Source organism: Bradyrhizobium sp. HKCCYLS20291, from assembly GCF_051167715.1.
In the GTDB taxonomy this organism is placed as follows: domain Bacteria; phylum Pseudomonadota; class Alphaproteobacteria; order Rhizobiales; family Xanthobacteraceae; genus Bradyrhizobium.
On the sequence record NZ_JBNPTO010000005.1, the window covers coordinates 211417 to 235889 of the forward strand.

Here is a 24473-nt window from a genome sequence, read left to right on the forward strand (position 1 = left end):
TCGAGCGCGGCGCGCGATCAGTCCAGCAACGCGCGGCAACCGAGATCGTCGAAGGCGAGGAAGATGCGCTCCAGATTGTTCCACCAGATCACCGGCGGAAGCTGGATTGCCCAGTGCGAGACCGGCTGAGCGACGTGCAGGAGCACGGCGAGGCGATAGTCCTCTTCAAGCGCCGCCCGGTCGTAGCCGGCCACGCCGGCTGCGACCAATGTCTGATGATAGATGTCGAGCAGCGGCCGCTCGATCTGCGCCCGCCGATCGGGATAGAGCTGCAGCGCGAGCATGTAGGCGAGATCGTTGGCGGGCACGCCGACACGCCACTGGTCGAAATCAAACGCGCGCACGTCGTCGTGGCCCGCCACCTTGGGCACCAGGAAATTCCAGACATGCGCGTCGCCATGCAGGATGCTGAGGTTTCGCCGCGAAACATAGCGTTCCGCGAGCCGCGGCGTCGCCGCCATCAGGCGCTCGTAGACGGCGCGCCGGTCTGCGCTCAGGCGGTCCCCCATGTCATCGGCGAAGCGTTCATAGCGGCCGGCAAAAATCCTGCTGCGCTCAGCCCTCTCGTCCGCCGTCGTGAAGCTGCCGATCGATACGCCAAGCCGCGGATCGTCCCACCACGCCGCCTGCAGCCGCGCCAGCGCCCGCACGATGCCTTCGGCATGCGGCAGAGCGGGCGGCACCGGCCATGGCGTCGCCGTCTGGTGTGTGTCGGTGAGATCCTCGAGCAGCAAATGCCAGGTGAGCGCCGCTTCGTCCCACGCGCCGCCGTAACAGCCGGGCACCAGGCCCTTCGGCATGAGCCGCGCCAGCCCGCGATAGAAGTCGACCTCGTGGCGTCCGCCCCGCCACAGCGTCTTGGCGAAGGCCGGCATGGGAGTTTTCAGGATCAGCGTCTCCGGCGCATCCGGAGCGGCACCGCTGTAGGACACACCGAGGCGGATGATGCGCGATATCAGCATCGGCCGGTCGCTGATCACGGTGACGTCTGAGACCGCCCCGGAGGCGAGCACGCCCGCCTCACGCATCGTCGCCGTCAAGGCGTCGGGCTGGGCAACGGACGGCAAGTCGGTCGAGGACATGTCGGTCGAGGACATGGGCGCGCCCCTGCTCGGGAGACGGGATCAACATACCTGCAGCGAACCCACGCGCAAGGCTATTTGTAGGACAGGTCAATCTCACCCAGGTCGCGCGCCGCGTAGATGACGCGGTTCGCTTCGATTGTAAGGAAGCCGCTTCCCCACATCCGATGTCGTCCCGGCCAAGCCCTGGCGTCGCGCAGCGGCGGCAGGGCGCAGAGCCGGGATCCATAGCCACAGGCCGTTGTGAGGCGAAGACTCGGAGTTGCGATCCTGCCTCGAACGTCGCCCGGGAGTATGGGTCCCGGGTCGGCGCACGCCAGCGCTTCGCGCCGACGTGCTTGCCCGGGACGACACCGAATTCGTAGCGATGAAGCCGGCCGTGCTACTTGATCGGTGCGCGCGGCAGCTTGGTGTCGCCGATTTCCATGCGGTAGACATGATCGAGCGAGTACCAGGGCGCAGTGACGTCGGGCTCGGTCGGATGCGGCGCGTCGTGGCGAGTGAAATTGCCGAGCAACGCCTGGGTGACGCCGAACTGCACGTCGCTGTCGATGTGCGGGTCGGTGGGGTCGTAGACCTGCGAGATCAGCACCTTGAAGCCCTGCTTGACGATCAGCGCATGCAGATGCGCCGGGCGATAGGGATGACGGCCCTGCGCCTTCAAGAGCCGGCCGACGACGCCGTCGGTCGGAATGGGATAGCCGATCATCATGACCGAGCGGAACCAGAAGCGGCCGTCGGCGTCGGTGGTGAGCTTGCCGCGCAGGTTCATGTCGGCCTGCTCGGGATCCTGGTTCTCGTAGTAGCCGACCGGAGACGCATGCCAGACGTCGACCTCGGCGCCGGCGACCGCCGCGCCATGGGGATCGACGACGCGTCCATGGACGAACAGCGCCGGGCCCGGCGTCGCCGAGCGCACGATCGAGCCGCCATTCGCGGTCTCAGGCGAGTTCAGCCGCCAGAACGGGCCGAGCAGCGACTGCGCCGTCTCGGTGTTGCCGCCATCGCCATTGTTGAGCAGGCAGACCAGCGGCGAGACGCCGAGCGAGCCGGCCATCAGCACCACTTCGTTGTGCGTGTCGTTGGTGCGCTGGCCCAGTTCGGCGATGATGGCCGCAGCCTCCCGGAATTCGGCCTCGGTCAATCTGACATCGCGGACGAAGCCGTGCAGATGCCTGATCAGCGACACCATGATTTCGCGCAGCCGCGGGTTGGAGGTCTGCTCCATCACTGCCAGCACGGCGGGGGTGACATCCTGTTCGCGGGAGATGGTCATGGTGCAGTCCCTCGGCATTCTCCGTCATTGCGAGGAGCGAAGCGACGAAGCAATCCAGGGCTGCGTGTGCGACTCTGGATTGCTTCGCTTCGCTCGCAATGACGCCGGAGCGTCAGTTGATCATCTCGACCGCCAGCGCAACGCCCTGGCCGACGCCGACGCACATGGTGGCGAGCGCGCGTTTTCCCCCGCGGACTTCCAGGCCGTGCACGGCGGTCATCGCGATACGCGCGCCGCTCATGCCGAGCGGATGGCCGAGCGCGATGGCGCCGCCATGCGGGTTGACGAAATCGGCATCCTCGGCGACGCCGAGCTGGCGCAGACAGGCGATGCCCTGGGACGCAAACGCTTCGTTGAGTTCGATCAGGTCGAAATCGGTGATCTTCAGGCCGAGCCGCTCCATCAGCTTGCGCACGGCCGGCACCGGGCCGATGCCCATGATGCGCGGCGGCACGCCGGCCGAGGCGAGCCCGAGCACGCGCGCGCGCGGCGTCAGGCCGTGCTTCTTCACGGCTGCTTCCGAGGCAAGGATCATGGCGGCCGCGCCGTCATTGACGCCCGACGCATTGCCCGCCGTGACGGTGCCGGGATTGCGCACGATCGGCTTCAGCTTGGCGAGATTTTCGAGCGTGGTTTCGGGACGCGGATGCTCGTCTTTGTCCACCGTGATCGGCCCCGCCTTGCCGCCGGGGACCGACACCGGCGTGATCTCGGCGGCGAAATAACCGGACGCGATCGCCTGGCCGGCGCGCTGCTGGGAGCGGATCGCGAACGCATCCTGGTCGGCGCGCGACACCTGGAATTCCTCGGCGACGTTCTCGCCGGTCTCCGGCATCGAATCGACGCCGTACTGCTGCTTCATCAGCGGATTGATGAAGCGCCAGCCGATCGTGGTGTCGAAGATCTCGGCCGAGCGCGAGAACGCTTCGGTCGCCTTGCCCTGCACGAACGGCGCGCGGGTCATCGATTCGACGCCGCCGGCAATCGCGAGATCGACCTCGCCGGCGCGGATCGCGCGGCCCGCGGCGCCGACCGCATCGAGGCCCGAGGCGCAGAGGCGGTTGAGCGTCTGGCCTGGAATGGAATCGGGCAGGCCCGCGAGCAGCAGCGCCATGCGCGCGACGTTGCGGTTGTCCTCGCCGGCCTGGTTGGCGCAGCCGAAGAACACCTCGTCGACCGCCGCCCAGTCGAGATTCGGATTCTTGGCCTTCAGCGCTTTGAGCGGCGTCGCCGCGAGATCGTCAGTGCGCACCTTGGCGAGCGCGCCGCCGAAGCGGCCGATCGGGGTCCGTACCGCATCACAAATGAACACGTCGCGCATCGCTCTCTCCCGGGGATATCGGTGGTTTCTGATCAGAATTGACGGCGGTTTTAGGAGTGCGCCGGGGGCAGGTCAAATGACGGGAACGCGGGGTGGTATGCGCCGACAATGGCGTGCGCGCCGTGTTCACACAGGCGGTCCGCCCCCTCCCCGCCTGCGGCGGGAGGTTGCAGCAACGCAGACCGCCCCGACCGGCAACTTTAACGCACACCGTGGCTCCAACCTCGCCGTCATTCCGGGACGGCGCGCGAAGCGCGGCGAACCCGGAATCCATTGGGCCGCACAACCTGACGCACGATGGATTCCGGGTTCGTGCTGCGCACGCCCCAGAATGACGCCGGTGATCATCTCTAGCGCTCGTCCAAGGACAGATTGCCATCGTGGAAAACCGGGACATCGGCTGCAAAGCGGTAGGACCGTCCGGGCAAATTGGCTAGTTTCCGCGCCATGACGATCCAGCAGCCCATCTCCGCCCCGGTTCCACCAGAAGCCGCGCCTGCCGAGGCGACGGCCAAGCTCACGCCGATGATGGAGCAGTATCTCGACATCAAGGCGGCGCATCCCGGGCTGATGCTGTTCTACCGGATGGGCGATTTCTACGAGCTGTTCTTCGAGGACGCCGAGGTCGCCTCGAAGGCGCTCGGCATCGTGCTGACCAAGCGCGGCAAGCACCAGGGCGCTGATATCCCGATGTGCGGCGTGCCGGTCGAGCGCTCCGAGGATTATCTGCATCGCTTGATCGCGCAAGGCATCCGCGTCGCCGTCTGCGAGCAGATGGAGGATCCGGCCGCGGCGCGGGCGCGCGGCAACAAGAGCGTGGTCAAGCGCGGCGTGGTGCGCGTGGTGACGCCGGGCACCTTGACCGAAGACAATCTGCTCGACGCGCGCGCCAACAACTACCTGCTGTCGATCGCGCGCAGCCGCGGCTCGTCCGGCGGCGACCGGCTCGGACTCGCCTGGATCGACATCTCGACCTCGGATTTCATCGTCACCGAATGTGCGTTTGCCGAGTTGACCGCGACGCTAGCGCGCATCAATCCCAACGAGGTCATCGTCTCCGACGCGCTATACTCGGACCAAGCGTTCGAGCCGGTGCTGCGCGAGCTTGCCGCCGTGACGCCGCTGACGCGCGACGTGTTCGATGGCGCCACCGCTGAGCGGCGGCTGTGCGACTACTTTGCCGTGGCCACCATGGATGGCCTCGCGGTGCTGTCGCGCCTGGAAGCGACCGCGGCGGCCGCCTGCGTCACCTATGTGGAGCGCACGCAAGTCGGCCAGCGCCCGCCGCTGGCGCCGCCCGCGCGCGAGGCGACCGGCAGCACGATGGCGATCGACCCGGCGACCCGCGCCAATCTCGAACTGACCCGCACGCTCGCCGGCGAGCGCCGCGGCTCGCTGCTCGACGCCATCGACTGCACGGTGACGTCGGCCGGCTCGCGGCTCCTCGCCCAGCGCCTCGCCGCGCCGCTGACGGAGCCGGCGCAGATCGGCCGCAGGCTCGATGCGGTGAATGTGTTCGTCGCCGACAGCGCCGCGCGCGAGGATATCCGCTCCATCCTGCGCGGCGCGCCCGACATGACGCGCGCGATGGCGCGGCTGTCGGTCGGCCGTGGCGGACCACGCGATCTCGCCGCCTTGCGCGACGGCATTCTTGCCGCCGACCACGCACTGGCGCGGCTCGGCGCACTTGATCAGCCCCCGCAAGAGATCGCATCGGTCATGTCCGCGCTGGCGCGGCCGGCGCGTGCGCTGGCCGAGGAATTCGCCCGCGCGCTCGACGAGCAGCTGCCGCTGATCAAGCGCGACGGCGGCTTCGTGCGATCAGGCTATGATGCGACGCTCGACGAGACGCGCAATCTGCGCGACGCCTCGCGCCTCGTCGTCGCCTCGATGCAGGCGCGCTACGCCGACCAGACCGGCGTCAAGGCGCTCAAGATCCGGCACAACAACGTGCTCGGCTATTTCGTCGAGGTCACTGCGCAGCACGGCGACAAGCTGATGTCACAGCCGTTGAACGCGACCTTCATCCATCGCCAGACGCTGGCCGGCCAGGTACGCTTCACGACGTCGGAGCTCGGCGAGATCGAGGCCAAGATCGCCAACGCCGGCGAGCGCGCGCTCAATCTCGAGCTGGAGATCTTCGACCGGCTGTGCGCACAGGCGCTGGCGATCGGCGACGATCTGCGGGCCGCCGCACATGGCTTTGCCATGCTCGATGTCGCCACCGCACTCGCCAAGCTCGCGGTCGACGACAACTACGTCCGCCCGGAGGTCGATGGCTCGCTCGGCTTCGCCATCGAGGGCGGCCGGCATCCGGTGGTGGAGCAGGCGCTGAGGCGCGAGGGCCAGCCGTTCATCGCCAATTCCTGCGATCTGTCGCCGACGCCGGGACACAAGAGCGGCCAGCTCTGGCTGCTGACTGGTCCCAACATGGCCGGCAAGTCGACCTTCCTGCGCCAGAACGCGCTGATTGCCTTGCTCGCACAGATCGGCTCGTTCGTGCCGGCGAGCCGCGCCCGCATCGGCATCGTCGATCGGCTGTTCTCGCGCGTCGGCGCCGCCGATGATCTGGCGCGTGGACGCTCGACCTTCATGGTCGAGATGGTCGAGACCGCCGCGATCCTCAACCAAGCCGGCGAGCGTGCGCTGGTGATCCTGGACGAGATCGGACGCGGCACTGCGACGTTCGACGGCCTCTCGATCGCCTGGGCGGCGATCGAGCATTTGCACGAGAGCAATCGCTGCCGCACGCTGTTCGCGACGCACTATCACGAGCTGACCGCGCTCGCCGCCAAGCTGCCGCGGCTGTTCAACGCCACCGTGCGCGTCAAGGAATGGCAGGGCGACGTCGTGTTCCTGCACGAGGTGCTGCCCGGCTCCGCCGACCGCTCCTACGGCATCCAGGTGGCGAAGCTCGCCGGCCTGCCGCCGGCGGTGATCAGCCGCGCGAAGTCGGTGCTGGCAAAGCTGGAAGCCGCCGACCGCGGCCAGAACGCGCGCGCACTGGTCGACGACCTGCCGCTGTTCGCAGTCCCGTCGCGCGCAGCCGTGGAGCCTGCGATGTCGAAGGAGACGGAAGAGCTGATCGCCGCGGTGAAGGACCTGCATCCCGACGAGATGACGCCGCGCGAAGCGATGGACGCGCTGTACCGGCTGAAGGCGAAATTGCCGCGCAGCTGATGAGTTTCTCCGTCATTCCGGGGCGCGCGTCAGCGCGAGCCCGGAATCCATTTATCGTCAGTGCGTGCTGCCCGATGGATTCCGGGCTCGCGCTTCGCGCGCCCCGGAATGACACCGGTGGTGGGAAGGCAGGTGCGGCCTCAATCACCGTCATTGCGAGGCGCCCTTGCGCCGAAGCAATCCAGGATCCCACCCGAGCCCCTGGATTGCGTCGCTGCGCTCGCAATGACGGAGGAGGAGGAGAGAGCTAGCGGGTTACGGCCGCCTTCCGCCGCCCCAGCCACCACAGCCCCAGATTCCAGCCGACGCAGGTCGCCAGCGCGCCGCTCAGGCCGGCCACCGCACCGAGGTGCAGGCTGCCGAGATGCAGCACGATGATCGCGAGCGAGAAGCCGATCAGGCCCCAGGCGCCGTTGGCGAGCACGGCGGCGGTGGCCGGGCCGCCGATGCGCGGCTGCAGGATCAGCATCATCGAGGTGAAGACGATCGGAAACAGCGCGAGAATTCCGGAGACGCTCGGGCCGGCCCAGCCTGACACGGATGTGACCGTGGCCACGAGCGTCGCAACCAAGCATGCGCGCAGTGGTACGTCGTACCAGCGCCGTGTGATCAGCGGCATCTTCGCATGACGATAGCGCTGCAGCAGCGGCAGGCAGATTACGAAAGTGACGGCGTTGGCGGCGATGCCCATCAGAAGCGTCCACTGCACGCTCTTGATCAGCGATGCGAGCCCCAGCCAGACCGCAACCGCCGTGGCGCTCGCCACCAGCACGTTGTGACGCTGCGCCAGCACCGCATAGGCGAGGCTGAGGAAGATGGTCGCAGCGTTGATCGGCAGGCTGCTCAGCGCGCCCTGCGCGATGAAATCAGCGTCGTGATCGAGCGCCAGGAACACGTAGGTCGGTCCCGCCGAGATCGGCAAGGTCGCGACCAGCGCGCCGATCACCGGTCCGGTGCGCTCGGCGATCATCGATGCCGACACCACGAACGACGCGGCGATCGCCATGCGCAAGCCGAGTAGCAGCAGGAAGGATGGATCGAGGGACATGTTCAGCCGTCGTCCCGGGCAAGCGGACGGCGGCGATGCGCAGGCATCGCCGCAGGAAGCGCTGACCCGGGACCCATAACCACAGGCGGTGATGGGAAGGAGAAGATTGGAGTGACCAGCCGGGGCAACCATTGCCGACGGTGGTTATGGGTCCCCGCGTTCGCGGGGACGACACCGTGACTAGAGGCTACGACGCCACCCGCTTCAAACTCACCGACACCTTCGGGCCGTTCTTGATGGTCTGATAGACCACGCAATAGCGCTCGGTGAGCTTGAGCAGCAGGTCGAGCTTGTCCTGCGGGGCATCGGTGTCGACCTCGAAGCGCAGGCGGATTTCCTGGAAGCCGACCGGGGCCTCCTTGTCGACGCCGAGCGTGCCGCGGAAGTCGAGATCGCCTTCGGCCAGCACCTGCCCGCTCTTGAGCGGGACCTCGACGGCGGTCGCGACCGATTTCAGGGTGACGCCAGCGCAGGCGACCAGCGCTTCCAGCAGCATGTCGCCGGAGCACAGCTCGAGGCCGGAGCCGCCGGTGGCCGGATGCAGGCCGGCGACGGCCAGCGCGCGGCCGGTCTCGAGCTTGCAGGTCAGGCCGTCGCCGCCGACCTCACCCTTGGCCTTCAGCGTGATCACGGCGGCGGAGGGGTCGGCCTTGTAGCGTTCCTTGATCGGCGCCTGCATGGCGCGCAGCTCTGCAGCATCCATTGTCGTTCTCTCTCCCGGATTCATTTCCGAACAGATGTACCGGGCCGGGGCGCCGCTGTCACCACCACAGCCCGCCGCCGGGCTCACGCCTGCCCTGCGCATCCGGCACCATCCGGTCGAGCGACCTGTCCAGCGCGGTCAGCACGTGGCGCTTGAACTGCTCGAACAGCGGCGCAGTGCGGTCGCGCGGCCGCGACAGGTTGATGGTGATCTCCTCGAACAGCCGGCCGGGATGCGGCCGCATCACCAGCACGCGGTCGGCCAGCACCACCGCCTCCTCGACGTCGTGGGTGACCAGCACCAGGGTCGGGCGCGTGTCGGCCCAGAGGTCGAGCAGATGGTCCTGCAGGTCTTTCCGCGTGAAGGCGTCGAGCGCCGAGAACGGCTCGTCGAGCAACAGCACTTCGGGCTGCGCCACCAGCGCGCGGGCGATGGCGACGCGCTGCGCCTGGCCGCCGGACAATTCGCGCGGCCAGACCTTGGCCTTGTCGGCGAGGCCGACGCGCGCCAGTGCCTTGGCGACGCGCTCGCGGCGCGCGGCAGCGGGCAGCTCGGACAGACCGAAGCCGATATTGTCGGCGACGCTGAGCCAGGGCAGCAGCCGCGGCTCCTGGAAGATGATGCCGACCTTGGCATGCGGCGCCGTGATCGCCTCGCCGTCGAGCGTCACACTGCCGGCGCTGGCACGGTCGAGCCCGGCAATGGCGCGCAGCAAGGTCGACTTGCCGCAGCCGGAGCCGCCGATGATGGCGATGATCTCGCCGAGCTGGATCTCGGACGAGAACCGCTCCAGCGCGTGGACGCCGTTGGGATAGACCTTGGTGACGGATTGGAGCTGCAGCATCACGCCGCCCCGCCCTGGCGTGCAAAGCTGTCCTGCCAGCGCAACAGCGGCGCGGTCGCGATCTCCAGCAGCCAGTCGGTCGCCTTGCCGATGATCGCGAATATGACGATGGCGGCGACGATCTGCGCCGGCTTGCCGAGCTGCTGGCCGTCGATCAGGAGGTAGCCGAGGCCTTCGGAGGCGCCCATGAACTCGGCAGCGACGACGAACATCCACCCCAAACCCAGGCCGACGCGCAGCGCCACGACATAGGCCGGCAGCACCGCAGGCAGGAGGATGCGGCGGATCATGGCCGGGCCGGAGAGGCGGAAGACGCGGCCGACCTCAAAGATCTTGCGGTCGACCGACAGGATCGCGCCGGTCAGCCCGAGATAGACCGGGAAGAACACGCCGACCGCGATCAGCGCCACCTTCGAGGTCTCGAAGATGCCAAGCCACAGAATGAACAGCGGCACCCAGGCAATCGACGGGATCGCGCGCAGCGCCTGCACGGTCGGATCGATCAGCCGGCGGGCGAGGCTCCAGTAGCCGCAGATGCCGCCGAGCAAGGTGCCGGCGGCGACGCCGAGGCCGAATCCGATGCCGACCCGGGTCAGGGTCATCGTGATGTGGCGGGTCAGCTCGCCGGAGCGGGCGAGCTCGGCGATGGTGGTGAAGACCTTTGACGGCGGCGGCACCAGGCGGCCGTTCGACCAGCCGGCCGATACCAGGAGCTCCCAGGCCAGCGCCAGCGACAACGGCAGCAGCAGCCCGAGCAGCGGCCGCGCCAGGCGGGCGAGCCACGGCTGGCTGGCGGATGGAGGAGCGGCAGCCGCGGCGGGCGCCTGCAATTCGACGGTCATGGTCATAGTGAGAACAGCGTCTCGCGTGGGAATGCAAGGTGTGGTGATGGCGCGGATGCGCTGACGGAGGTGAGCGCGCCCCTGGCAGGGGTGAACCGACAGCGGCGCCACAACTTCGGTGTCGCCCCGGCCTCCGCGCCGGGACCCATACGCCGCGGCGGGTGTGTTGGAGCGAGATGCCGCTCCAGGGTGCTCAACAACAGACTGCACGGAGTATGGGTCCCGGATCGGCGCCCGACAACGCTGGCGCGTTGGCGGGCTTGTCCGGGACGACACCGGTTTTTTGTCGCGCTAGCGGTTTTTGTTGCGCTCATCCTGAGGGGCAGCGCGAGTTGCCGGCGAGCGTTGGGCAGCCCTAGTTCGTCGGCAGCGGCACCTGGTCGTCGATCAACGCATCGAGCGTCGCCTTGACATCGACCTTGGCGTCCACCACGCCCGCCTGCTGCAGCGCGAGGCCCGCCGCAAGGATCGACTCGCGCTGCGGCGCGCCGATGCGGCTGTGGGTCAGCTCGGTGCGCTCCTTGAGCTGCTTGTCGACCACCGCCTCCGGCAGCTTGGTCACCGCGATGAAGGTCTTCTTCAGGTCGTCGTAATTGGCCAGCGCGTCCTTGCGCGCGACCTCGTAGGTCGCGAGCACGCGGCGGACGATCTCCGGATTGTCCTTCAGGAACTGCTCGCGGACGTTGAGGATGCCCCAGGTGTTGGCGTCGGCCTTGCGGTAGAACAGCTTGGCGCCTTCCTCGACCTCGGCCTGCGCCATCATCGGATCGAGCCCGGCCCAGGCGTCGACGTCGCCGCGGATCAGCGCCGCCTTGCCGTCGGCATGCTGCAGCAGCACCGGGGTGATGTCCTTGTCGGTCAAGCCCGCGCCGAGCAGCGCGCGCACCAGGAAGATGTGCGGATCGGTGCCGCGGGTGACCGCGACGCGCTTGCCCTTGAGATCGGCCACCGAGGCGATCTTGGAATCCTTGCCCGTCACCAGCGCCGTCCATTCGGGGCGCGAATAGACGTAGATCGACTTGATCGGATTGCCGTTGATCTTGGCGACCAGCGCAGCCGACCCGGCGGTCGAGCCGAAATCGAGCGAGCCGGCATTGAGGAATTCGAGCGCCTTGTTGGAGCCGGCCGACTGCACCCAGACGATGCTGATGCCGTCCTTCGCGAACTCCTTCTCCAAGAGCCCCTTCTGCTTCAGGACCAGCGACACCGGATTATAGGTCGCCCAGTCGATGCGGATCTCCTTCGCAGGCTCGGCGGCTGTTGCAACGCCGCATCCCAGTAGAACCACGGCAGCAAGCCCGGCCAGTCCGCGCCTCGTCACTCCACGCATTCTCATCCCTCCAGATCTCAGAGAACATTGCTGTTGTTTCAACGCGTTATGCCAGGGGCGCGCGAGAATTGTTTTCCCTTTCGACGCCCTTACGAGCATGATCATCATCCTTTGACCGCCGATGACAGCATGGATCGATTGTTGCATTGGAAGTTTCGTGACAGCACAGGCCTTGTTCGATATCCGGTTGCATCCATGGACAGCGTCGCCACAGATTCCAAAGCCTTCACGTCAGACGACTTCGACAGCGCCGGCATCGCCGCGGCCGTCGATGCCCTGGCGCAGCAGCACTCCGGCCGGGAGGACATGTTCCGCGCCGCCGTCGTGCAATTCCTGAAAGCGGAGCTGGTCAAGGCGCGCGCCGCGGCCCAGGCGCAGCTGCTCAAGGACCGCCACGGCCGGCGCTGCGCCGAGCGGCTCTGCTTCGTGCAGGACGAGATCATCCGCGTGCTCTATGCCGCCGCCACCCAGCACCTCTACCGCTCCCAGGTGCCGAGCGGCGCCGAGCGCATGGCTGTCGTCGCGACCGGCGGCTATGGCCGCGGCCTGATGGCGCCGGAGTCGGACATCGATCTCCTGTTCATCCTGCCCTACAAGCAGACCGCCTGGGGCGAGCAGGTCGCCGAGGCCATCCTGTATTCGCTGTGGGACATGGGGCTGAAGGTCGGCCACGCCACCCGCTCGGTCGACGAGTCGATCCGCCAGGCGCGCGGCGACATGACCATCCGCACCGCGATCCTGGAGACCCGCTATCTGGCGGGCGACCGGCCGCTCTATGACGAACTGGTGCAGCGCTTCGACAGCGAGGTGGTGCAGGGCACCGCCGCCGAGTTCGTCGCCGCCAAGCTCGCCGAGCGCGAGGAGCGGCATCGCCGCGGCGGCCAGTCGCGCTACCTGGTCGAGCCCAACGTCAAGGACGGCAAGGGCGGCCTGCGCGACCTGCACACGCTGTTCTGGATCGCCAAATACGTCTATCGCGTGCGCGAGACCGCCGAGCTGGTCGAGCGCGGTGTGTTCGACGCGCACGAATACCGCACCTTCCGCCGCTGCGCCGACTTCCTGTGGTCGGTGCGCTGCAATTTGCATTTCGTCAGCGGCCGGCCGGAGGAGCGGCTGTCGTTCGACCTGCAGCGCGAGATCGCGGTCCGGCTCGGCTACACCAGCCACCCGGGCATGCAGGATGTCGAGCGCTTCATGAAGCACTACTTCCTGGTCGCCAAGGAGGTCGGCAACCTCACCGCGATCCTGTGCGCCAAGCTCGAGGACCAGCAGGCCAAGGCGGCGCCGGTGCTGAGCCGGATGATCTCGCGCCTGAAGCCCGGCAACACCTGGCGGCGCGTGCCCGAGAGCGACGATTTCATCGTCGACAACAACCGCATCAATCTCGCGGCCCCCGACATCTTCAAGCACGACCCGGTCAATTTGATCCGCATCTTCCGGCTCGCGCAGAAGAACAACCTCGCCTTCCATCCGGATGCGATGCGCGCGGTGTCGCGTTCGCTGAATCTCATCAACACCGAGCTGCGCGACGATCCCGAGGCCAACCGGCTGTTCATGGAGATCCTCACCGCCAACGACGCCGAGACCGTGCTGCGGCGGATGAACGAGACCGGTGTGCTCGGTCATTTCATCCGCGCCTTCGGCCGCATCGTCTCGATGATGCAGTTCAACATGTATCATCACTACACGGTCGACGAGCACCTGATGCGCTGCATCGGCTTCCTGCAGGAGATCGAGCGCGGCGGCAACGACGAGTTCGTGCTCGCCTCCGACCTGATGCGCAAGATCCGGCCCGAGCACCGCGCCGTCATCTACATCACCGTGCTGCTGCACGACGTCGCCAAGGGCCGGCCCGAGGACCATTCGGTCGCCGGCGCCAAGATCGCGCGCCGGCTGTGCCCGCGGCTCGGCTTCAACAATGCCGACACGGAGCTGGTCGCCTGGCTGATCGAAGAGCATCTCACGATGTCGACGGTGGCGCAGTCGCGCGACCTGTCCGACCGCCGCACGATCGAGAAATTCGCCGCCGTGGTGCAATCGGTCGAGCAGATGAAGCTGCTGACCATCCTTACCACCGCCGACATCCGCGGCGTCGGTCCCGGCGTCTGGAACGGCTGGAAGGCGCAGCTCCTGCGCACGCTGTACTACGAGACCGAGCCGGTGCTGACCGGCGGCTTCTCCGAGGTCAACCGCGCCAAGCGCATCACCGCCGCGCAGGCCGAATTCCGCAATGCCTTCACCGACTGGCCCGCGAATGAGCTCGAGGCCTATATCGACCGGCACTACCCGGCCTACTGGCTCAAGGTCGAGCTGCCGCGCAAGGTCCGCCACGCCCGCTTCGTGCGGTCGAGCGAGGATGCGGGCCACAAGCTCGCGATCAATGTCGGCTTCGATCCGGCGCGCGGCGTCACCGAGCTGACGATCTTCGCCATGGACCATCCCTGGCTGCTGTCGATCATCGCCGGCGCCTGTGCGTCTGCCGGCGCCAACATCGTCGACGCCCAGATCTACACCACGACCGACGGCCGCGCGCTCGACACCATCGCGATATCAAGGGAATACGAGCGCGACGAGGACGAGGGCCGGCGCGCGACGCGGATCGGCGAGACCATCGAGCAGGTGCTGGAAGGCAAGCTGCGGCTGCCCGACGCCGTGGCGCGACGGACCAACCGCGGCAAGCAGCACAAGGCGTTCTCGGTCGAGCCGGAAGTCACCATCAACAATCAGTGGTCGGAGCTCTACACCGTGATCGAGGTCTCCGGCCTCGACCGCCCCGGCTTGCTCTATGAGTTGACGACCGCAATCTCGAAGCTGAACCTGAACATCGCCTCCGCCCATGTCGCGACCTTCGGCGAGCGCGCCCGCGACGTGTTCTACGTCACCGACCTCTTGGGCGCGCAGATCAACGCGCCGACCCGGCAGGCCGCCATCAGGAGCGCGCTGCTGCATCTGCTGGCGAATGACGGAACGGCGGCACTGCCGGCGGCCTGAGGGGAGAGTGAACGGTCCGGAGTCGCCGTGCGCCGCTCCGGGCAGAGATGATTGAATGATTAAAGGGATCGCCACCACCGGCGCTTCCGATTGGCTTGGGGGAGCCGCACCATGGCACTTGTTGCAAACATCGTCGTCGGACTGATCGGCCTGCTGCACGTCTACATTCTCGTGCTCGAGATGTTTCTCTGGACCAAGCCGGCCGGCTTGAGGGCCTTCAACAACACGCCCGAGCGCGCCGAAGCGACCAAGGTGCTCGGCGCCAATCAGGGCCTCTACAACGGCTTCCTCGCCGCCGGCCTGTTCTGGGGCCTCGCCCACCCGACCCCGGCGTTCGCATTCCAGATCAAGATCTTCTTCCTGCTCTGCGTGCTCGTCGCCGGCCTCTACGGCGCCGCCACCGCCAGCCGCAAGATCCTGTTCATCCAGAGCGTGCCGGCCACCATCGGCCTGGTGCTGGTCTGGCTGGCGGGCTGAGCGCCGATCGAGTGCGCCTGAAGCGATAAAGGCACTTTGCAGCCTCCAACAACCGCCGTCGTCCCGGGCAAGCACGGCGGCGCAACGCGCCGGCGTGCGCCGACCCGGGACCCATAATCCCGGGCAGCGTTCGAGGCACGATCGCCACTCCGAGTCCTCGCCGCACGACGTCCGGTGGCTATGGATCCCGGCTCTGCGCCCCAACGTCGCTGCGCGACGTCAGGGCTTGGCCGGGACGACACCGGATGTGGGGCAGCGGCTTGGCTACAAATTCGGTGTCGTCCCGGGCAAGCACGACGGCGCAAAGCGCCGGCGTGCGCTGACCCGGGACCCATAATCCCGGGCAGCGTTCGAGGCACGATCGCCACTCCGAGTCCTCGTCACACGACGGCCGGTGGCTATGGATCCCGGCTCTGCGCCCTGACGTCGCTGCGCGACGTCAGGGCTTGGCCGGGACGACATCGAATTTGTTGAGCCAGCAAGGCCAGGCCCGCCTTAAGCATCGCCGCGGAACCGCCGCACCCGTGCCCTCCTCGCCTTGCGTCCGCCCAGGCCTTCCTCCACACTGCTCTGCAGCGATGGCGCCCGGCCGGGTAGACCAGCCGCATAACAACACTCAGGAGGAACCCACACCCCATGCGACAGGGAATTTTCCGTTTCGCGGGAGCGGCCGCCTTGGCCGTCACCCTCTCCGTCACGTCAGCCTACGCCCAGAAGAAGTACGATCCGGGCGCCTCGGACACCGAGATCAAGATCGGCCAGACCGTGCCGTTCTCGGGTCCCGCGTCGGCCTATGCCTCGATCGGCAAGACCCAGGCCGCCTATTTCAACATGATCAACGAGCAGGGCGGCGTGAACGGCCGCAAGCTCAAGCTGATCCAGTATGACGACGCCTATTCGCCGCCGAAGGCGGTCGAGCAGGTGCGCAAGCTGGTCGAGGACGACGAGGTGCTGCTGACGTTCCAGATCATCGGCACGCCGTCCAACGCCGCGGTCCAGAAGTACCTCAACGGCAAGAAGGTGCCGCAGTTGTTCGCGGCCACCGGCGCCACCAAGTTCACCGATCCGAAGAACTTCCCCTGGACTATGGGATATAATCCCAACTACTTCACCGAGGGGCGCATCTACGGCCAGTACATTCTGAAGGAGTATCCGAACGCCAAGATCGGCGTGCTCTATCAGAACGACGATCTCGGCAAGGACTATCTCAACGGCATCAAGGCCGGCCTCGGCGACAAGACCGCGATGATCGTGGCCGAAGCCTCCTACGAGGTCTCCGACCCGACCATCGATTCGCAGATCCTCAAGATCAAGTCGGCCGGCGCCGACCTGCTGTTCTCGGCCGCGACGCCGAAGCAGGCCGCGCAGGCGATCAAGAAGCTGCATGAGCTCGACTGGCATCCCGTGCACATCGTCGACATCAACGCCACCTCGGTCGGCGCCGTGATGCAGCCCGCCGGACTCGATGCCTCCAAGGGAGTGATCTCGGTCAACTACGGCAAGGATCCGCTCGACCCGACCTGGAAGGACGATGCCGGCCTGAAGCGTTATTTCGACTTCATGGCCAAGTACTATCCCGAGGGCGACAAGAACTCGAACTTCAATATCTACGGCTACTCCACGGCCCAATTGCTGGTGACCGTGCTGCAGATGTGCGGAGACAACGTGACGCGCGAGAACGTCATGAAGCAGGCGGCGTCGCTGAAGGACGTCGTCGGCGACCTGTCGCTGCCGGGCATGAAGATCAACACCTCGCCGACCGACTACCGCGTCAACAAGCAGCTCCAGATGATGAAGTTCAACGGCGAACGCTGGGAGCTGTTCGGCCCGATCCTGGAAGACAAGGGCCCGGCGGGCTAGTCGCGCTTCTCTCGTCATTCCGGGGCAGCCCGACAGGGCTGAACCCGGAATCCATCTCGCCATCGAACGTGACGCCAAATGGATTCCGGGCTCGCGCTACGCTCGCCCCGGAATGACGGCTTCTCACCGGTAAAGGGCTGCGCGATGGCGCAGCCCTTTTGCGTTGCGGCACGGATTGCGCTCGATCGTCGCGCCACGCAGCGTTGCGTTGCCGACTTGCTTCCTCCACACTCTCGTGCAGCGATGGCGACGTAAGAAGAAAAACGACCATCGACAAACATCACCGGAGGGAGGACTCGCATGAGAACGTCACTGCTCGGTCTCAGCGCCAATGCACGCGTCATGGCGCTCGCTGCATCGCTTGCCATCGCGCTTCCTGCATCATCGGCCTACGCCCAGAAGAAATACGACACCGGCGCCACGGACACCGAGATCAAGATCGGCCAGACCGTGCCGTTCTCGGGTCCCGCCTCGGCCTATGCCGGCATCGGCAAGACCCAGGCCGCCTACCTGAAGATGATCAACGAGAAGGGCGGCATCAACGGACGCAAGCTCAACCTGATCCAGTACGACGACGCCTATTCGCCGCCCAAGGCGGTCGAGCAGGTGCGCAAGCTGGTCGAGGGCGACGAAGTGCTGTTCACCTTCCAGATCATCGGTACGCCGTCGAACGCCGCCGTGCAGAAATATCTCAACGGCAAGAAGGTGCCGCAGCTGCTGGCCTCGACCGGCGCCTCGCGCTTCACCGATCCGCAGAACTTCCCGTGGACCATCGCCTACAATCCGAACTACCAGTCGGAGGGGCGGATCTACGCGAAGTACATTCTCGCCAACCACCCCAACGCCAAGATCGGCATCCTTTACCAGAACGACGACCTCGGCCGCGACTACATCGCTGGTCTCCGCAGCGGCCTCGGCGCCAAGGCCGACTCGATGATCGTCGCCGAAGCGTCCTACGAGCTGTCCGACCCGACCGTCGACTCGCAGATCGTCAAGCTGAAATCATCCGGCGCCGACCTGCTCTACAACGCCTCGACGCCGAAATTCGCCGCGCAGGCGATCAAGAAGCTGGCGGATCTCGCCTGGAAGCCGGTCCACATCCTCGACATCAATGCGAGCCCGGTGTCGGCCACGCTGAAGCCGGCCGGCCTCGACATCTCCAAGGACATCATCAGCACCAACTACGGCAAGGACCCCGCCGATCCGCAGTGGAAGGACGATCCGGGCGTGAAGGCCTATTTCGAGTTCATGGACAAATATTATCCGGAAGGCGACAAGCTCAACACGGTGAACACCTACGGCTACTCGACCGCCGAACTGCTGGTGCAGATCCTGCGCCAGTGCGGCGACGATCTGACGCGCGAGAACGTGATGCGGCAGGCGGCAAGCATCAGGGGCTACGTGCCGAGTCTGGCGCTGCCCGGCCTCTCCATCAACACCTCGCCGACCGACTTCCGCATCAACAAGCAGATGCAGATGATGCGCTTCAACGGCGAGCGCTGGGAGCTGTTCGGCCCGATCATCGAGGACACCGGCGCTGCGGGGTAAGCCACTCTGCTTCCACACCCACAACTGTCATGCCCCGCGCAGGCGGGGCATCCAGTACGCCGCGGCCTCTCGGGCGATCACCACCGCCGCGGAATACTGGGTCACCCGCCTTCGCGGGTGACGACACCGGTTGTGAAAGCGATCACCGTTGCGCCGAAGCGTATCAATCGCTGCTGACGCCAGCCAAGTCGCGCTGCTTCACGACTCGATCGATCAACCCCCACTCCTGGGCCTCGTCCGCCGTCATGAAGTGATCGCGATCCAGCGTGCGCTCGACGTCCTCGTAGCTGCGTCCGCAATGCTCGGCGTAGAGCCGGATCATGCGGCGCTTGGTCTGCTCCATCTCCCGGGCGTGGATCATGATATCAGACGCCTGCCCCTGAAAGCCGCCGAGCGGCTGATGGACGTGGAGGCTGGCATTGGGCAGCGCCGTCCGCTCGCCGGGCTCGCCGGCCATCAGCAGGAACGACCCCATCGACCGCGCCGTCCCCATGCACAGCGTATGCACCGGCGCCTTGACGAACTGCATCGTGTCGTACATCGCGAGCCCTGAGGTGACCACTCCGCCGGGCGAATTGATGTAGAGATGAATCGGCCGCTTCGGGTTGTCAGCCTCGAGAAACAGCAGCTGCGCGCAGACCAGGGCCGAGACGGTGTCGTTGACCTCGCCATTGAGGAACACGATCCGCTCGCGCAGCAGCCGCGAATAGATGTCGAAGGATCGCTCGCCGCGGCTCGACTGCTCGATGACCATGGGGACGAGTTGCATCGTGTCGCGCATGCGCGAGCTCCCGGGTTCGGTGAGTTGCTGAGAAGTTGGAGCGTCAGGCCGCTTGCATCAGGCTGCGCGTGTTGCTGTTCGCAGCCCTCGGCGTCCCCCGCAGCAGCGCCGTGGCAGGCGGGCCGTGGATGATTCTGAGCGTCGTGCCGCCGGCCGCATTGGGCATCAGTTGGAACGTCACGATGCTTTCGAGATAGGGCGGCGCGTCGTCGCGCATGCGATAACGGACTTCCTCGCCCGGCGTTGACGAGACCGGCGCGGCCTCGGCGAGGTCGCCCGAGGGCAGCCACGCGTCGCGCAGCGCCGGGATGCTGATGGCACGCCAGACCTTCTCCGGCGGCGCATCGAGCTCGTAGTCGAGCACGAGCTTGTCGTCCTGCTGGTCCACGTCGAGATCGGTCATTGGTCCATCTCCTTCAGCAGGGTTTTCAGCGCATCGACGCGTGACGGCCAATAGGCGCGGTACTTCGCCAGCCAGCGCGCGATCAGCGCCAGGCCATCGGGATCGACCTCGTAGTTGACGAAACGCCCCTGCCGCTGTTCCCGCACCAGCCCGGCATTGCGAAGCACGGCAAGGTGCTGCGACATCGCCGGCTGGCTGATCGTCAGCCCCTCGCGCAACGCGCTGGCATTCATGCTGCCATCCGCGAGCTTCTCGAAGATCGCGTAGCGCGTCGGATCGGCCAGGGCCTTGAAGATGTCACTCTCGATCATGTCGACACATAAGCAGAAACTTATGTGTCACGCAAGGGCCCGGTCGCAACGAGTGCGGCAGCGCGCCGCCGCGCGCTAATGCGACCGGAAGCGCAGATTCGTCCGCGACAGCTCGCTGATCGAGGTGCATCCCATCAGCCGCATGTCGCGCATGAGCTCCTCGCGCAGCCGGGACAGCGCGCGCTCGACGCCAGCTTGGCCCGCCGCCGCGAGCGGATAGAGATAATAGCGTCCGAGGCCGACGGCCTTGGCGCCGAGCGAGAGCGCCTTGAGGATGTGAGTTCCGCGCTGGATGCCACCATCCATCATCACGTCGATGCGATCTCCGACCGCATCGACGATTTCGGCGAGCTGATCGAACGCGGCGCGGGAACCGTCGAGCTGCCGCCCGCCATGGTTCGACAGGATGATTCCCTTGCAGCCGATGTCGACGGCGCGTCTGGCATCCTCGACGGACATGATGCCCTTGAGGCAGAATGGTCCGTTCCAGTTGCGCACCATGTCGGCGACGTCGTCCCAGGTCATGGAGGGGTCGAGCATCTCGGTGAAGTAGCGGCCGATCGACATCGCGCCGCCGCTCATGTCGACGTGATCCTCCAGCTGCGGCAGCCTGAATCGCTCATGCGTGACGTACTGGATGCCCCACATCGGCTTGATCGCGAATTGCAGCATGCCGGCCGGCGTGAGGCGGAAGGGGATCGAAAATCCGGTGCGCAGATCACGCTCGCGGTTGCCGCCGGTGATGCTGTCGACCGTCAGCATCATGACCTCGACGCCCGCCTCCTTCGCCCGCTGCATCATGGCGTGGTTCAGGCCGCGGTCCTTGTGAAAATAGAACTGATAGACCTGGGGAACATCATGGGCCTTGCGCAGCTCCTCCAGGCTGACCGTGCCGAGCGAGGACACGCCGAACATCGTGCCGATCTTTGCCGCGGCCGCGGCAACGGCGCGCTCGCCCTGATGATGGAACAGGCGCTGCAGGGCGGTGGGCGAGCAGTAGAACGGCGTCGCGAGCTTCTGGCCCATCACCGTCACCGAGAGGTCGATCTCGCGCACGCCACGCAGGACGTTCGGAACGAGATCGCAGCTCTCGAAGCTCTGGCTGTTGCGGCGCAGGCTCGACTCGTCGTCCGCGCCACCATCGATGTAGTCGAAGATCGGCCCGGGCAGCCGCCGGCGCGCAAGCCGGCGGAAATCATGGAAGTTGTGACATTGGCTGAGACGCATCGTTCACCCTCCCTGCTGTTGTTGACCGCCGGCGCGCCGAACCTGGCGGCGCGCCGTCGCTTGTCGCCGCCGCCTCAATGCACCAGGAGCTTGAGCGGCCAGAGATAGGCCTGGCCAAGCACCAGCAGGCCGACGAGCACGGCCAGCGCAAGGCTGTGGAAGAAGACGAAGCGCAGGATGGTGCCCTCGTGGCCGTACCATTTGGTGGCGGTCGAGGCGACGACGATGCTCTGCGCGTCGATCATCTTCCCCATCACGCCGCCGGAACTGTTGGCTGCCGCCATCAGCACCGGATTGAGGCCGAGCTGCTCGGCGCTGATCTTCTGCAGGCCCCCGAACAGCACGTTCGAGGACGTATCGGAGCCGGTGAGAGCAACGCCGAGCCAGCCGATCATGGCGCCGAAGAACGGGTACAGCACGCCGGTTTTTGCCAGGGCGAGACCGAGCGTCGCGTCGGTGCCGGAATATTTGGTGACGAAGCCCAGCGCCAGCATGCAGGCGATCGTCAGCAGCGAGTAGCGCACGATGGCCAGCGTCCTGCCGAACACCCTGACGATCCCGAGCGGGCTATAACCCAGCAGCAGCGCCGACAGCAGCGCCGAGAGGAAGATGCCGGTGCCGGCCGCCGACAGGATGTTGAAGGCGAACACTGCGGGCTCGGGAGACAGCTTCGCCACCACCGGAGGCGCCTTGAGGATCAAATTGTGAAGCCCCTCGACCGGAAAGCGGCCGATCCAGATGCCGTCGAGCCAGGCTTTCACCTGCGGCGTGCCCCAGGCGAACACGAACACCGAGAGAATGATCCAGGGCATCCACGCGCGGGCGATCGCCGCTGTCGAGGTCTTGTCGGGCTGATGCTCATGCTCGTCGTCGGCCTGCGCCTTGCCGAATCCCTCGGGCATGTCCTTCAAGACGCGCTTGGGTGTCCAGACCTGCAGGAAGGCCCACAGGCAGACCATCGAGGTGATGGCGGCGACGACGTCGACCAGCCACGGTCCGTGGAAGTTCGAGACGAGATATTGCGGGACGGCGAAGGAGACACCAGCGACCAGGATGGCGGGCCAGATCTCGAGCATCTTGCGGAAGCCGACGAAGGCCCAAATCAGCCAGAACGGCACGAGCAGCGAGAAGAACGGCAGCTGCCGCCCGATCATGCCGGACAGCGCCTGCAGATCGAGCCCGGTGACCGCCGCGAGCGCGATGACCGGCGTTCCCAAGGCGCCGTAGGCGACGGGCGCGGTGTTGGCGATCAGCGACAGACCGGATGCGGCGAGCGGTGAGAAGCCGAGGCCGATCAGCATCGCAGCTGTGACGGCCACCGGCGTGCCGAAGCCGGCAGCGCCCTCGAAGAAGGCGCCGAGCGAGAATGCGATGAACAGCAGTTGCAGCCGCCGGTCGTCGCTGAGGCTGCTGATCGAGCGCTGCAGAACCTCGAACTCACCCTTCTCGTTGGTGAGCTGGTAGAGAAAGATGATGTTGAGCACCAGCCAGCCGATCGGCAGCAGGCCATACGCGGCGCCGTAGGCAGCCGACAGGCCCGCCAGGCCCGCAGGCATGCCGAAGCCGAGCACGGCAACAGCCAGCGCCGCCGCCAATCCCAGGATCGCCGCCCAGTGGGCCTTGATCTCGAAGATCGCGATCGCTCCGAGCAGCACGATGACCGGCAGCGCGGCTGCGGCCGTCGAGAGCATGGGATTGTTGAAGGGGTCGTAAACCTGCGTCCACGTCACAAAACGTCTCCTCGAGTTTCCTGCGCAAAGGGTCGTCGCTTGGCCGCGATCTTGAATTTCCGGATTGGTAAAATAATTTGACCACTAACGTCAATTGGAAAGTTCCTTATACCTTTGACCACCTATTGCACGCGCGCTTGACCAGGCTCCCAATTGGCTCATAGTCGCCAGGGATTCTCCTGCTCGGCCAGATGGATGGTTGCCCCCGTGCGAACACCAAAGATTTCGGAAGCGATGGCCGACCACATCGAGAAGCTCATCCTCGAGGGGGTGCTGCGGCCGGGCGAACGGCTCGCTCCCGAGCGCGAGCTGGCCGAGAAGCTCGACATCTCGCGGCCGTCACTGCGCGAAGCGGTCGAGATCCTCGAAGGCCGCGGCCTGCTGGTGAGCGGCCGGTCCGGAACGTTCGTCGCGCAATTCCTGTCGCCGCTGCTCCGGCCGCTGGCGACGCTCCTGCACGACAAGCCGCGGGTCACCGCCGATTACTTCGAATTCCGCCGGATCCAGGAAGCGCATGCCGCGCGCTTTGCGGCGCTGCGCGCCACCGACGTCGATCGCCAGGCGATCGAGCAGTGCATGGAGCGGATGAAGAAGGCGCATCGCCTGGAGGATCCGACGCAGGAGGGCGATGCTGATGTCGACCTGCATCTGCTGATCTACGAGGCCAGCCACAACGTGGTGCTGCTGCACGTCATGCGCGCCCTCGCCGACCTTCTGCGCAACAACATCTTCTACAGCCGCGCGCAGCTCTATCTGCGCGACGGCGTGCGCGATCAGCTGCTCGCGCAGCATCTTGCGCTGGCAAGCGCCGTGATCGCGGGCAAGCAGAAGGACGCCGAAGCAGCCGCCGCGGAGCACGTCCGTTTCACCTTCGAAACGGTCGAGGAGATCAGGCGCGACAGCGAGCGGCTGGAGACGTCGCTCAGCCGGGTGAACAGGAGCGATTTCCTGGCCTGACGATTGCGGCTCGGGCCGCCGGCTACGGTGCCGGCACCTCGCCAAAGTTTTTGCCCACGGGCAGCACCGCGTGCCGGATCAGGCGAGAATCCTCCACCGCCGCCTGCCTGTGCTTCACCGCCTCGCGATAGACGGGATCGCGGATCATCTCGACAAAGGCCTGCACGCTTGGATACTCGGCGATGAAGCAATGGTCCCAGCGCTCCTCCTGCGGGCCGATCAGCATCAGCTCGAAGCGGCCCTGCCAGACGATGCGGCCGCCGAGGCGCTCGAACACCGGGCCGCTCTCGCGGCCATAGGCGGCATAGGCTTCGGCGCCGCTCATCTTGCGTCCATCGGGATACGCGGCCTCCTTGCGCAGCCGCACCAGGTTCAGCATGTGGATCGGGCCCGGCCGATCATTCTCCCGGAACTGCGCGAACAGCTCCTTGGTGGGGTCGATATGGCCCATGAATCGCCTCGCCTATTTGTCGTTTACGTTGGCTTAACCATAACGCGGCGTTCACGACGCGAAACTCCTAATCGCGCGTTAAGCTCTTCCTAACTGCCCCTTAAACTCCAC

Annotated in this window: 20 protein-coding genes; 6 read left to right on the top strand and 14 right to left on the bottom strand. The window is 66.3% G+C overall.

Features of this window, described 5'->3' with window-relative positions:
- Positions 1-17: 17 nt before the first annotated feature.
- The 3 genes from ACQR07_RS13905 to pcaF form a co-directional block, all read right to left on the bottom strand.
- On the bottom strand, positions 18-1097 hold the full coding sequence (locus ACQR07_RS13905; RefSeq protein WP_434902837.1) for a phosphotransferase: 1080 nt from the start codon (positions 1095-1097) through the stop codon (positions 18-20).
- A 367-nt stretch (positions 1098-1464) separates the two neighbouring features.
- Entirely contained in the window at positions 1465-2358 is an 894-nt protein-coding gene (locus tag ACQR07_RS13910) for a dioxygenase (RefSeq protein ID WP_434902838.1), read from the bottom strand.
- Positions 2359-2470: 112 nt separating this feature from the next.
- Complete coding sequence (gene pcaF / locus ACQR07_RS13915) at positions 2471-3679, bottom strand: 3-oxoadipyl-CoA thiolase (RefSeq protein ID WP_434902839.1); 1209 nt, start codon at positions 3677-3679, stop codon at positions 2471-2473.
- Positions 3680-4126: 447 nt separating this feature from the next.
- On the opposite strand from pcaF, the gene mutS reads away from it, so the two are divergent.
- Positions 4127-6859, top strand: coding sequence for a DNA mismatch repair protein MutS (mutS, locus tag ACQR07_RS13920; protein WP_434902840.1), 2733 nt, complete (start codon positions 4127-4129; stop codon positions 6857-6859).
- Positions 6860-7106: 247 nt separating this feature from the next.
- Here mutS and ACQR07_RS13925 read toward each other — a convergent pair whose 3' ends face one another.
- From ACQR07_RS13925 to ACQR07_RS13945, 5 genes are all read right to left on the bottom strand, one after another.
- Positions 7107-7907: a hypothetical protein gene (locus tag ACQR07_RS13925; RefSeq protein ID WP_434902841.1), complete on the bottom strand. Its 801-nt coding sequence runs from the start codon at positions 7905-7907 to the stop codon at positions 7107-7109.
- A 187-nt stretch (positions 7908-8094) separates the two neighbouring features.
- Complete coding sequence (locus tag ACQR07_RS13930; protein WP_434902842.1) at positions 8095-8610, bottom strand: OsmC family protein; 516 nt, start codon at positions 8608-8610, stop codon at positions 8095-8097.
- A gap of 58 nt (positions 8611-8668) precedes the next feature.
- On the bottom strand, positions 8669-9454 hold the full coding sequence (locus ACQR07_RS13935; RefSeq protein ID WP_434903079.1) for an ABC transporter ATP-binding protein: 786 nt from the start codon (positions 9452-9454) through the stop codon (positions 8669-8671).
- A complete protein-coding gene (locus ACQR07_RS13940; RefSeq protein ID WP_434902843.1) occupies positions 9454-10302 on the bottom strand; it encodes an ABC transporter permease in 849 nt (282 codons plus the stop codon). The genes ACQR07_RS13935 and ACQR07_RS13940 overlap by 1 nt, the downstream gene beginning before the upstream one ends.
- A 349-nt stretch (positions 10303-10651) precedes the next feature.
- A complete protein-coding gene (locus tag ACQR07_RS13945; protein WP_434902844.1) occupies positions 10652-11626 on the bottom strand; it encodes an aliphatic sulfonate ABC transporter substrate-binding protein in 975 nt (324 codons plus the stop codon).
- A 195-nt stretch (positions 11627-11821) separates the two neighbouring features.
- Between ACQR07_RS13945 and ACQR07_RS13950 the strand changes: the two genes are divergently transcribed.
- From ACQR07_RS13950 to ACQR07_RS13965, 4 genes are all read left to right on the top strand, one after another.
- A complete protein-coding gene (locus tag ACQR07_RS13950) occupies positions 11822-14617 on the top strand; it encodes a [protein-PII] uridylyltransferase (RefSeq protein ID WP_434902845.1) in 2796 nt (931 codons plus the stop codon).
- Between the two features lie 111 nt (positions 14618-14728).
- A complete protein-coding gene (locus tag ACQR07_RS13955) occupies positions 14729-15094 on the top strand; it encodes a DUF1304 domain-containing protein (RefSeq protein WP_434865220.1) in 366 nt (121 codons plus the stop codon).
- Positions 15095-15730: 636 nt separating this feature from the next.
- Complete coding sequence (locus ACQR07_RS13960; RefSeq protein WP_434902846.1) at positions 15731-16954, top strand: ABC transporter substrate-binding protein; 1224 nt, start codon at positions 15731-15733, stop codon at positions 16952-16954.
- A gap of 300 nt (positions 16955-17254) precedes the next feature.
- Positions 17255-18502 carry an ABC transporter substrate-binding protein gene (locus ACQR07_RS13965; protein ID WP_434902847.1) on the top strand — a complete coding sequence of 416 codons (1248 nt, stop codon included), beginning with the start codon at positions 17255-17257 and terminating at the stop codon, positions 18500-18502.
- Positions 18503-18665: 163 nt separating this feature from the next.
- Here the strand turns inward: ACQR07_RS13965 and ACQR07_RS13970 are convergent, their stop codons facing one another.
- From ACQR07_RS13970 to ACQR07_RS13990, 5 genes are all read right to left on the bottom strand, one after another.
- On the bottom strand, positions 18666-19283 hold the full coding sequence (locus tag ACQR07_RS13970) for an ATP-dependent Clp protease proteolytic subunit (protein WP_434902848.1): 618 nt from the start codon (positions 19281-19283) through the stop codon (positions 18666-18668).
- A 43-nt stretch (positions 19284-19326) separates the two neighbouring features.
- Positions 19327-19686, bottom strand: coding sequence for an SRPBCC family protein (locus ACQR07_RS13975; RefSeq protein WP_434902849.1), 360 nt, complete (start codon positions 19684-19686; stop codon positions 19327-19329).
- Positions 19683-19997: an ArsR/SmtB family transcription factor gene (locus ACQR07_RS13980; protein WP_434902850.1), complete on the bottom strand. Its 315-nt coding sequence runs from the start codon at positions 19995-19997 to the stop codon at positions 19683-19685. The genes ACQR07_RS13975 and ACQR07_RS13980 overlap by 4 nt, the downstream gene beginning before the upstream one ends.
- A gap of 75 nt (positions 19998-20072) precedes the next feature.
- Entirely contained in the window at positions 20073-21224 is a 1152-nt protein-coding gene (locus tag ACQR07_RS13985; RefSeq protein WP_434902851.1) for an alpha-hydroxy acid oxidase, read from the bottom strand.
- Positions 21225-21298: 74 nt separating this feature from the next.
- The gene (locus tag ACQR07_RS13990; protein ID WP_434902852.1) at positions 21299-22954 is read right to left on the bottom strand and encodes an L-lactate permease; all 1656 of its coding nucleotides are present in this window, start codon (positions 22952-22954) and stop codon (positions 21299-21301) included.
- A gap of 234 nt (positions 22955-23188) precedes the next feature.
- Here ACQR07_RS13990 and ACQR07_RS13995 point away from each other — a divergent pair, with 234 nt between their 5' ends.
- Positions 23189-23911 carry an FCD domain-containing protein gene (locus ACQR07_RS13995; RefSeq protein ID WP_434902853.1) on the top strand — a complete coding sequence of 241 codons (723 nt, stop codon included), beginning with the start codon at positions 23189-23191 and terminating at the stop codon, positions 23909-23911.
- 22 nt (positions 23912-23933) lie between these two features.
- Here ACQR07_RS13995 and ACQR07_RS14000 read toward each other — a convergent pair whose 3' ends face one another.
- On the bottom strand, positions 23934-24362 hold the full coding sequence (locus ACQR07_RS14000; RefSeq protein WP_434902854.1) for a DUF1330 domain-containing protein: 429 nt from the start codon (positions 24360-24362) through the stop codon (positions 23934-23936).
- Positions 24363-24473 lie beyond the last annotated feature (111 nt).

Excerpts from the sequence above, each read along its gene's own strand:
- ACQR07_RS13905 (WP_434902837.1), bottom strand. The coding sequence starts at position 1,097 with ATGTCCTCGACCGACATGTCCTCGACCGACTTGCCGTCCGTTGCCCAG.
- ACQR07_RS13910 (WP_434902838.1), bottom strand. The coding sequence starts at position 2,358 with ATGACCATCTCCCGCGAACAGGATGTCACCCCCGCCGTGCTGGCAGTG.
- pcaF (WP_434902839.1), bottom strand. The coding sequence starts at position 3,679 with ATGCGCGACGTGTTCATTTGTGATGCGGTACGGACCCCGATCGGCCGC.
- mutS (WP_434902840.1), top strand. The coding sequence starts at position 4,127 with ATGACGATCCAGCAGCCCATCTCCGCCCCGGTTCCACCAGAAGCCGCG.
- ACQR07_RS13925 (WP_434902841.1), bottom strand. The coding sequence starts at position 7,907 with ATGTCCCTCGATCCATCCTTCCTGCTGCTACTCGGCTTGCGCATGGCG.
- ACQR07_RS13930 (WP_434902842.1), bottom strand. The coding sequence starts at position 8,610 with ATGGATGCTGCAGAGCTGCGCGCCATGCAGGCGCCGATCAAGGAACGC.
- ACQR07_RS13935 (WP_434903079.1), bottom strand. The coding sequence starts at position 9,454 with ATGCTGCAGCTCCAATCCGTCACCAAGGTCTATCCCAACGGCGTCCAC.
- ACQR07_RS13940 (WP_434902843.1), bottom strand. The coding sequence starts at position 10,302 with ATGACCATGACCGTCGAATTGCAGGCGCCCGCCGCGGCTGCCGCTCCT.
- ACQR07_RS13945 (WP_434902844.1), bottom strand. The coding sequence starts at position 11,626 with ATGCGTGGAGTGACGAGGCGCGGACTGGCCGGGCTTGCTGCCGTGGTT.
- ACQR07_RS13950 (WP_434902845.1), top strand. The coding sequence starts at position 11,822 with ATGGACAGCGTCGCCACAGATTCCAAAGCCTTCACGTCAGACGACTTC.
- ACQR07_RS13955 (WP_434865220.1), top strand. The coding sequence starts at position 14,729 with ATGGCACTTGTTGCAAACATCGTCGTCGGACTGATCGGCCTGCTGCAC.
- ACQR07_RS13960 (WP_434902846.1), top strand. The coding sequence starts at position 15,731 with ATGCGACAGGGAATTTTCCGTTTCGCGGGAGCGGCCGCCTTGGCCGTC.
- ACQR07_RS13965 (WP_434902847.1), top strand. The coding sequence starts at position 17,255 with ATGAGAACGTCACTGCTCGGTCTCAGCGCCAATGCACGCGTCATGGCG.
- ACQR07_RS13970 (WP_434902848.1), bottom strand. The coding sequence starts at position 19,283 with ATGCGCGACACGATGCAACTCGTCCCCATGGTCATCGAGCAGTCGAGC.
- ACQR07_RS13975 (WP_434902849.1), bottom strand. The coding sequence starts at position 19,686 with ATGACCGATCTCGACGTGGACCAGCAGGACGACAAGCTCGTGCTCGAC.
- ACQR07_RS13980 (WP_434902850.1), bottom strand. The coding sequence starts at position 19,997 with ATGATCGAGAGTGACATCTTCAAGGCCCTGGCCGATCCGACGCGCTAC.
- ACQR07_RS13985 (WP_434902851.1), bottom strand. The coding sequence starts at position 21,224 with ATGCGTCTCAGCCAATGTCACAACTTCCATGATTTCCGCCGGCTTGCG.
- ACQR07_RS13995 (WP_434902853.1), top strand. The coding sequence starts at position 23,189 with ATGGCCGACCACATCGAGAAGCTCATCCTCGAGGGGGTGCTGCGGCCG.
- ACQR07_RS14000 (WP_434902854.1), bottom strand. The coding sequence starts at position 24,362 with ATGGGCCATATCGACCCCACCAAGGAGCTGTTCGCGCAGTTCCGGGAG.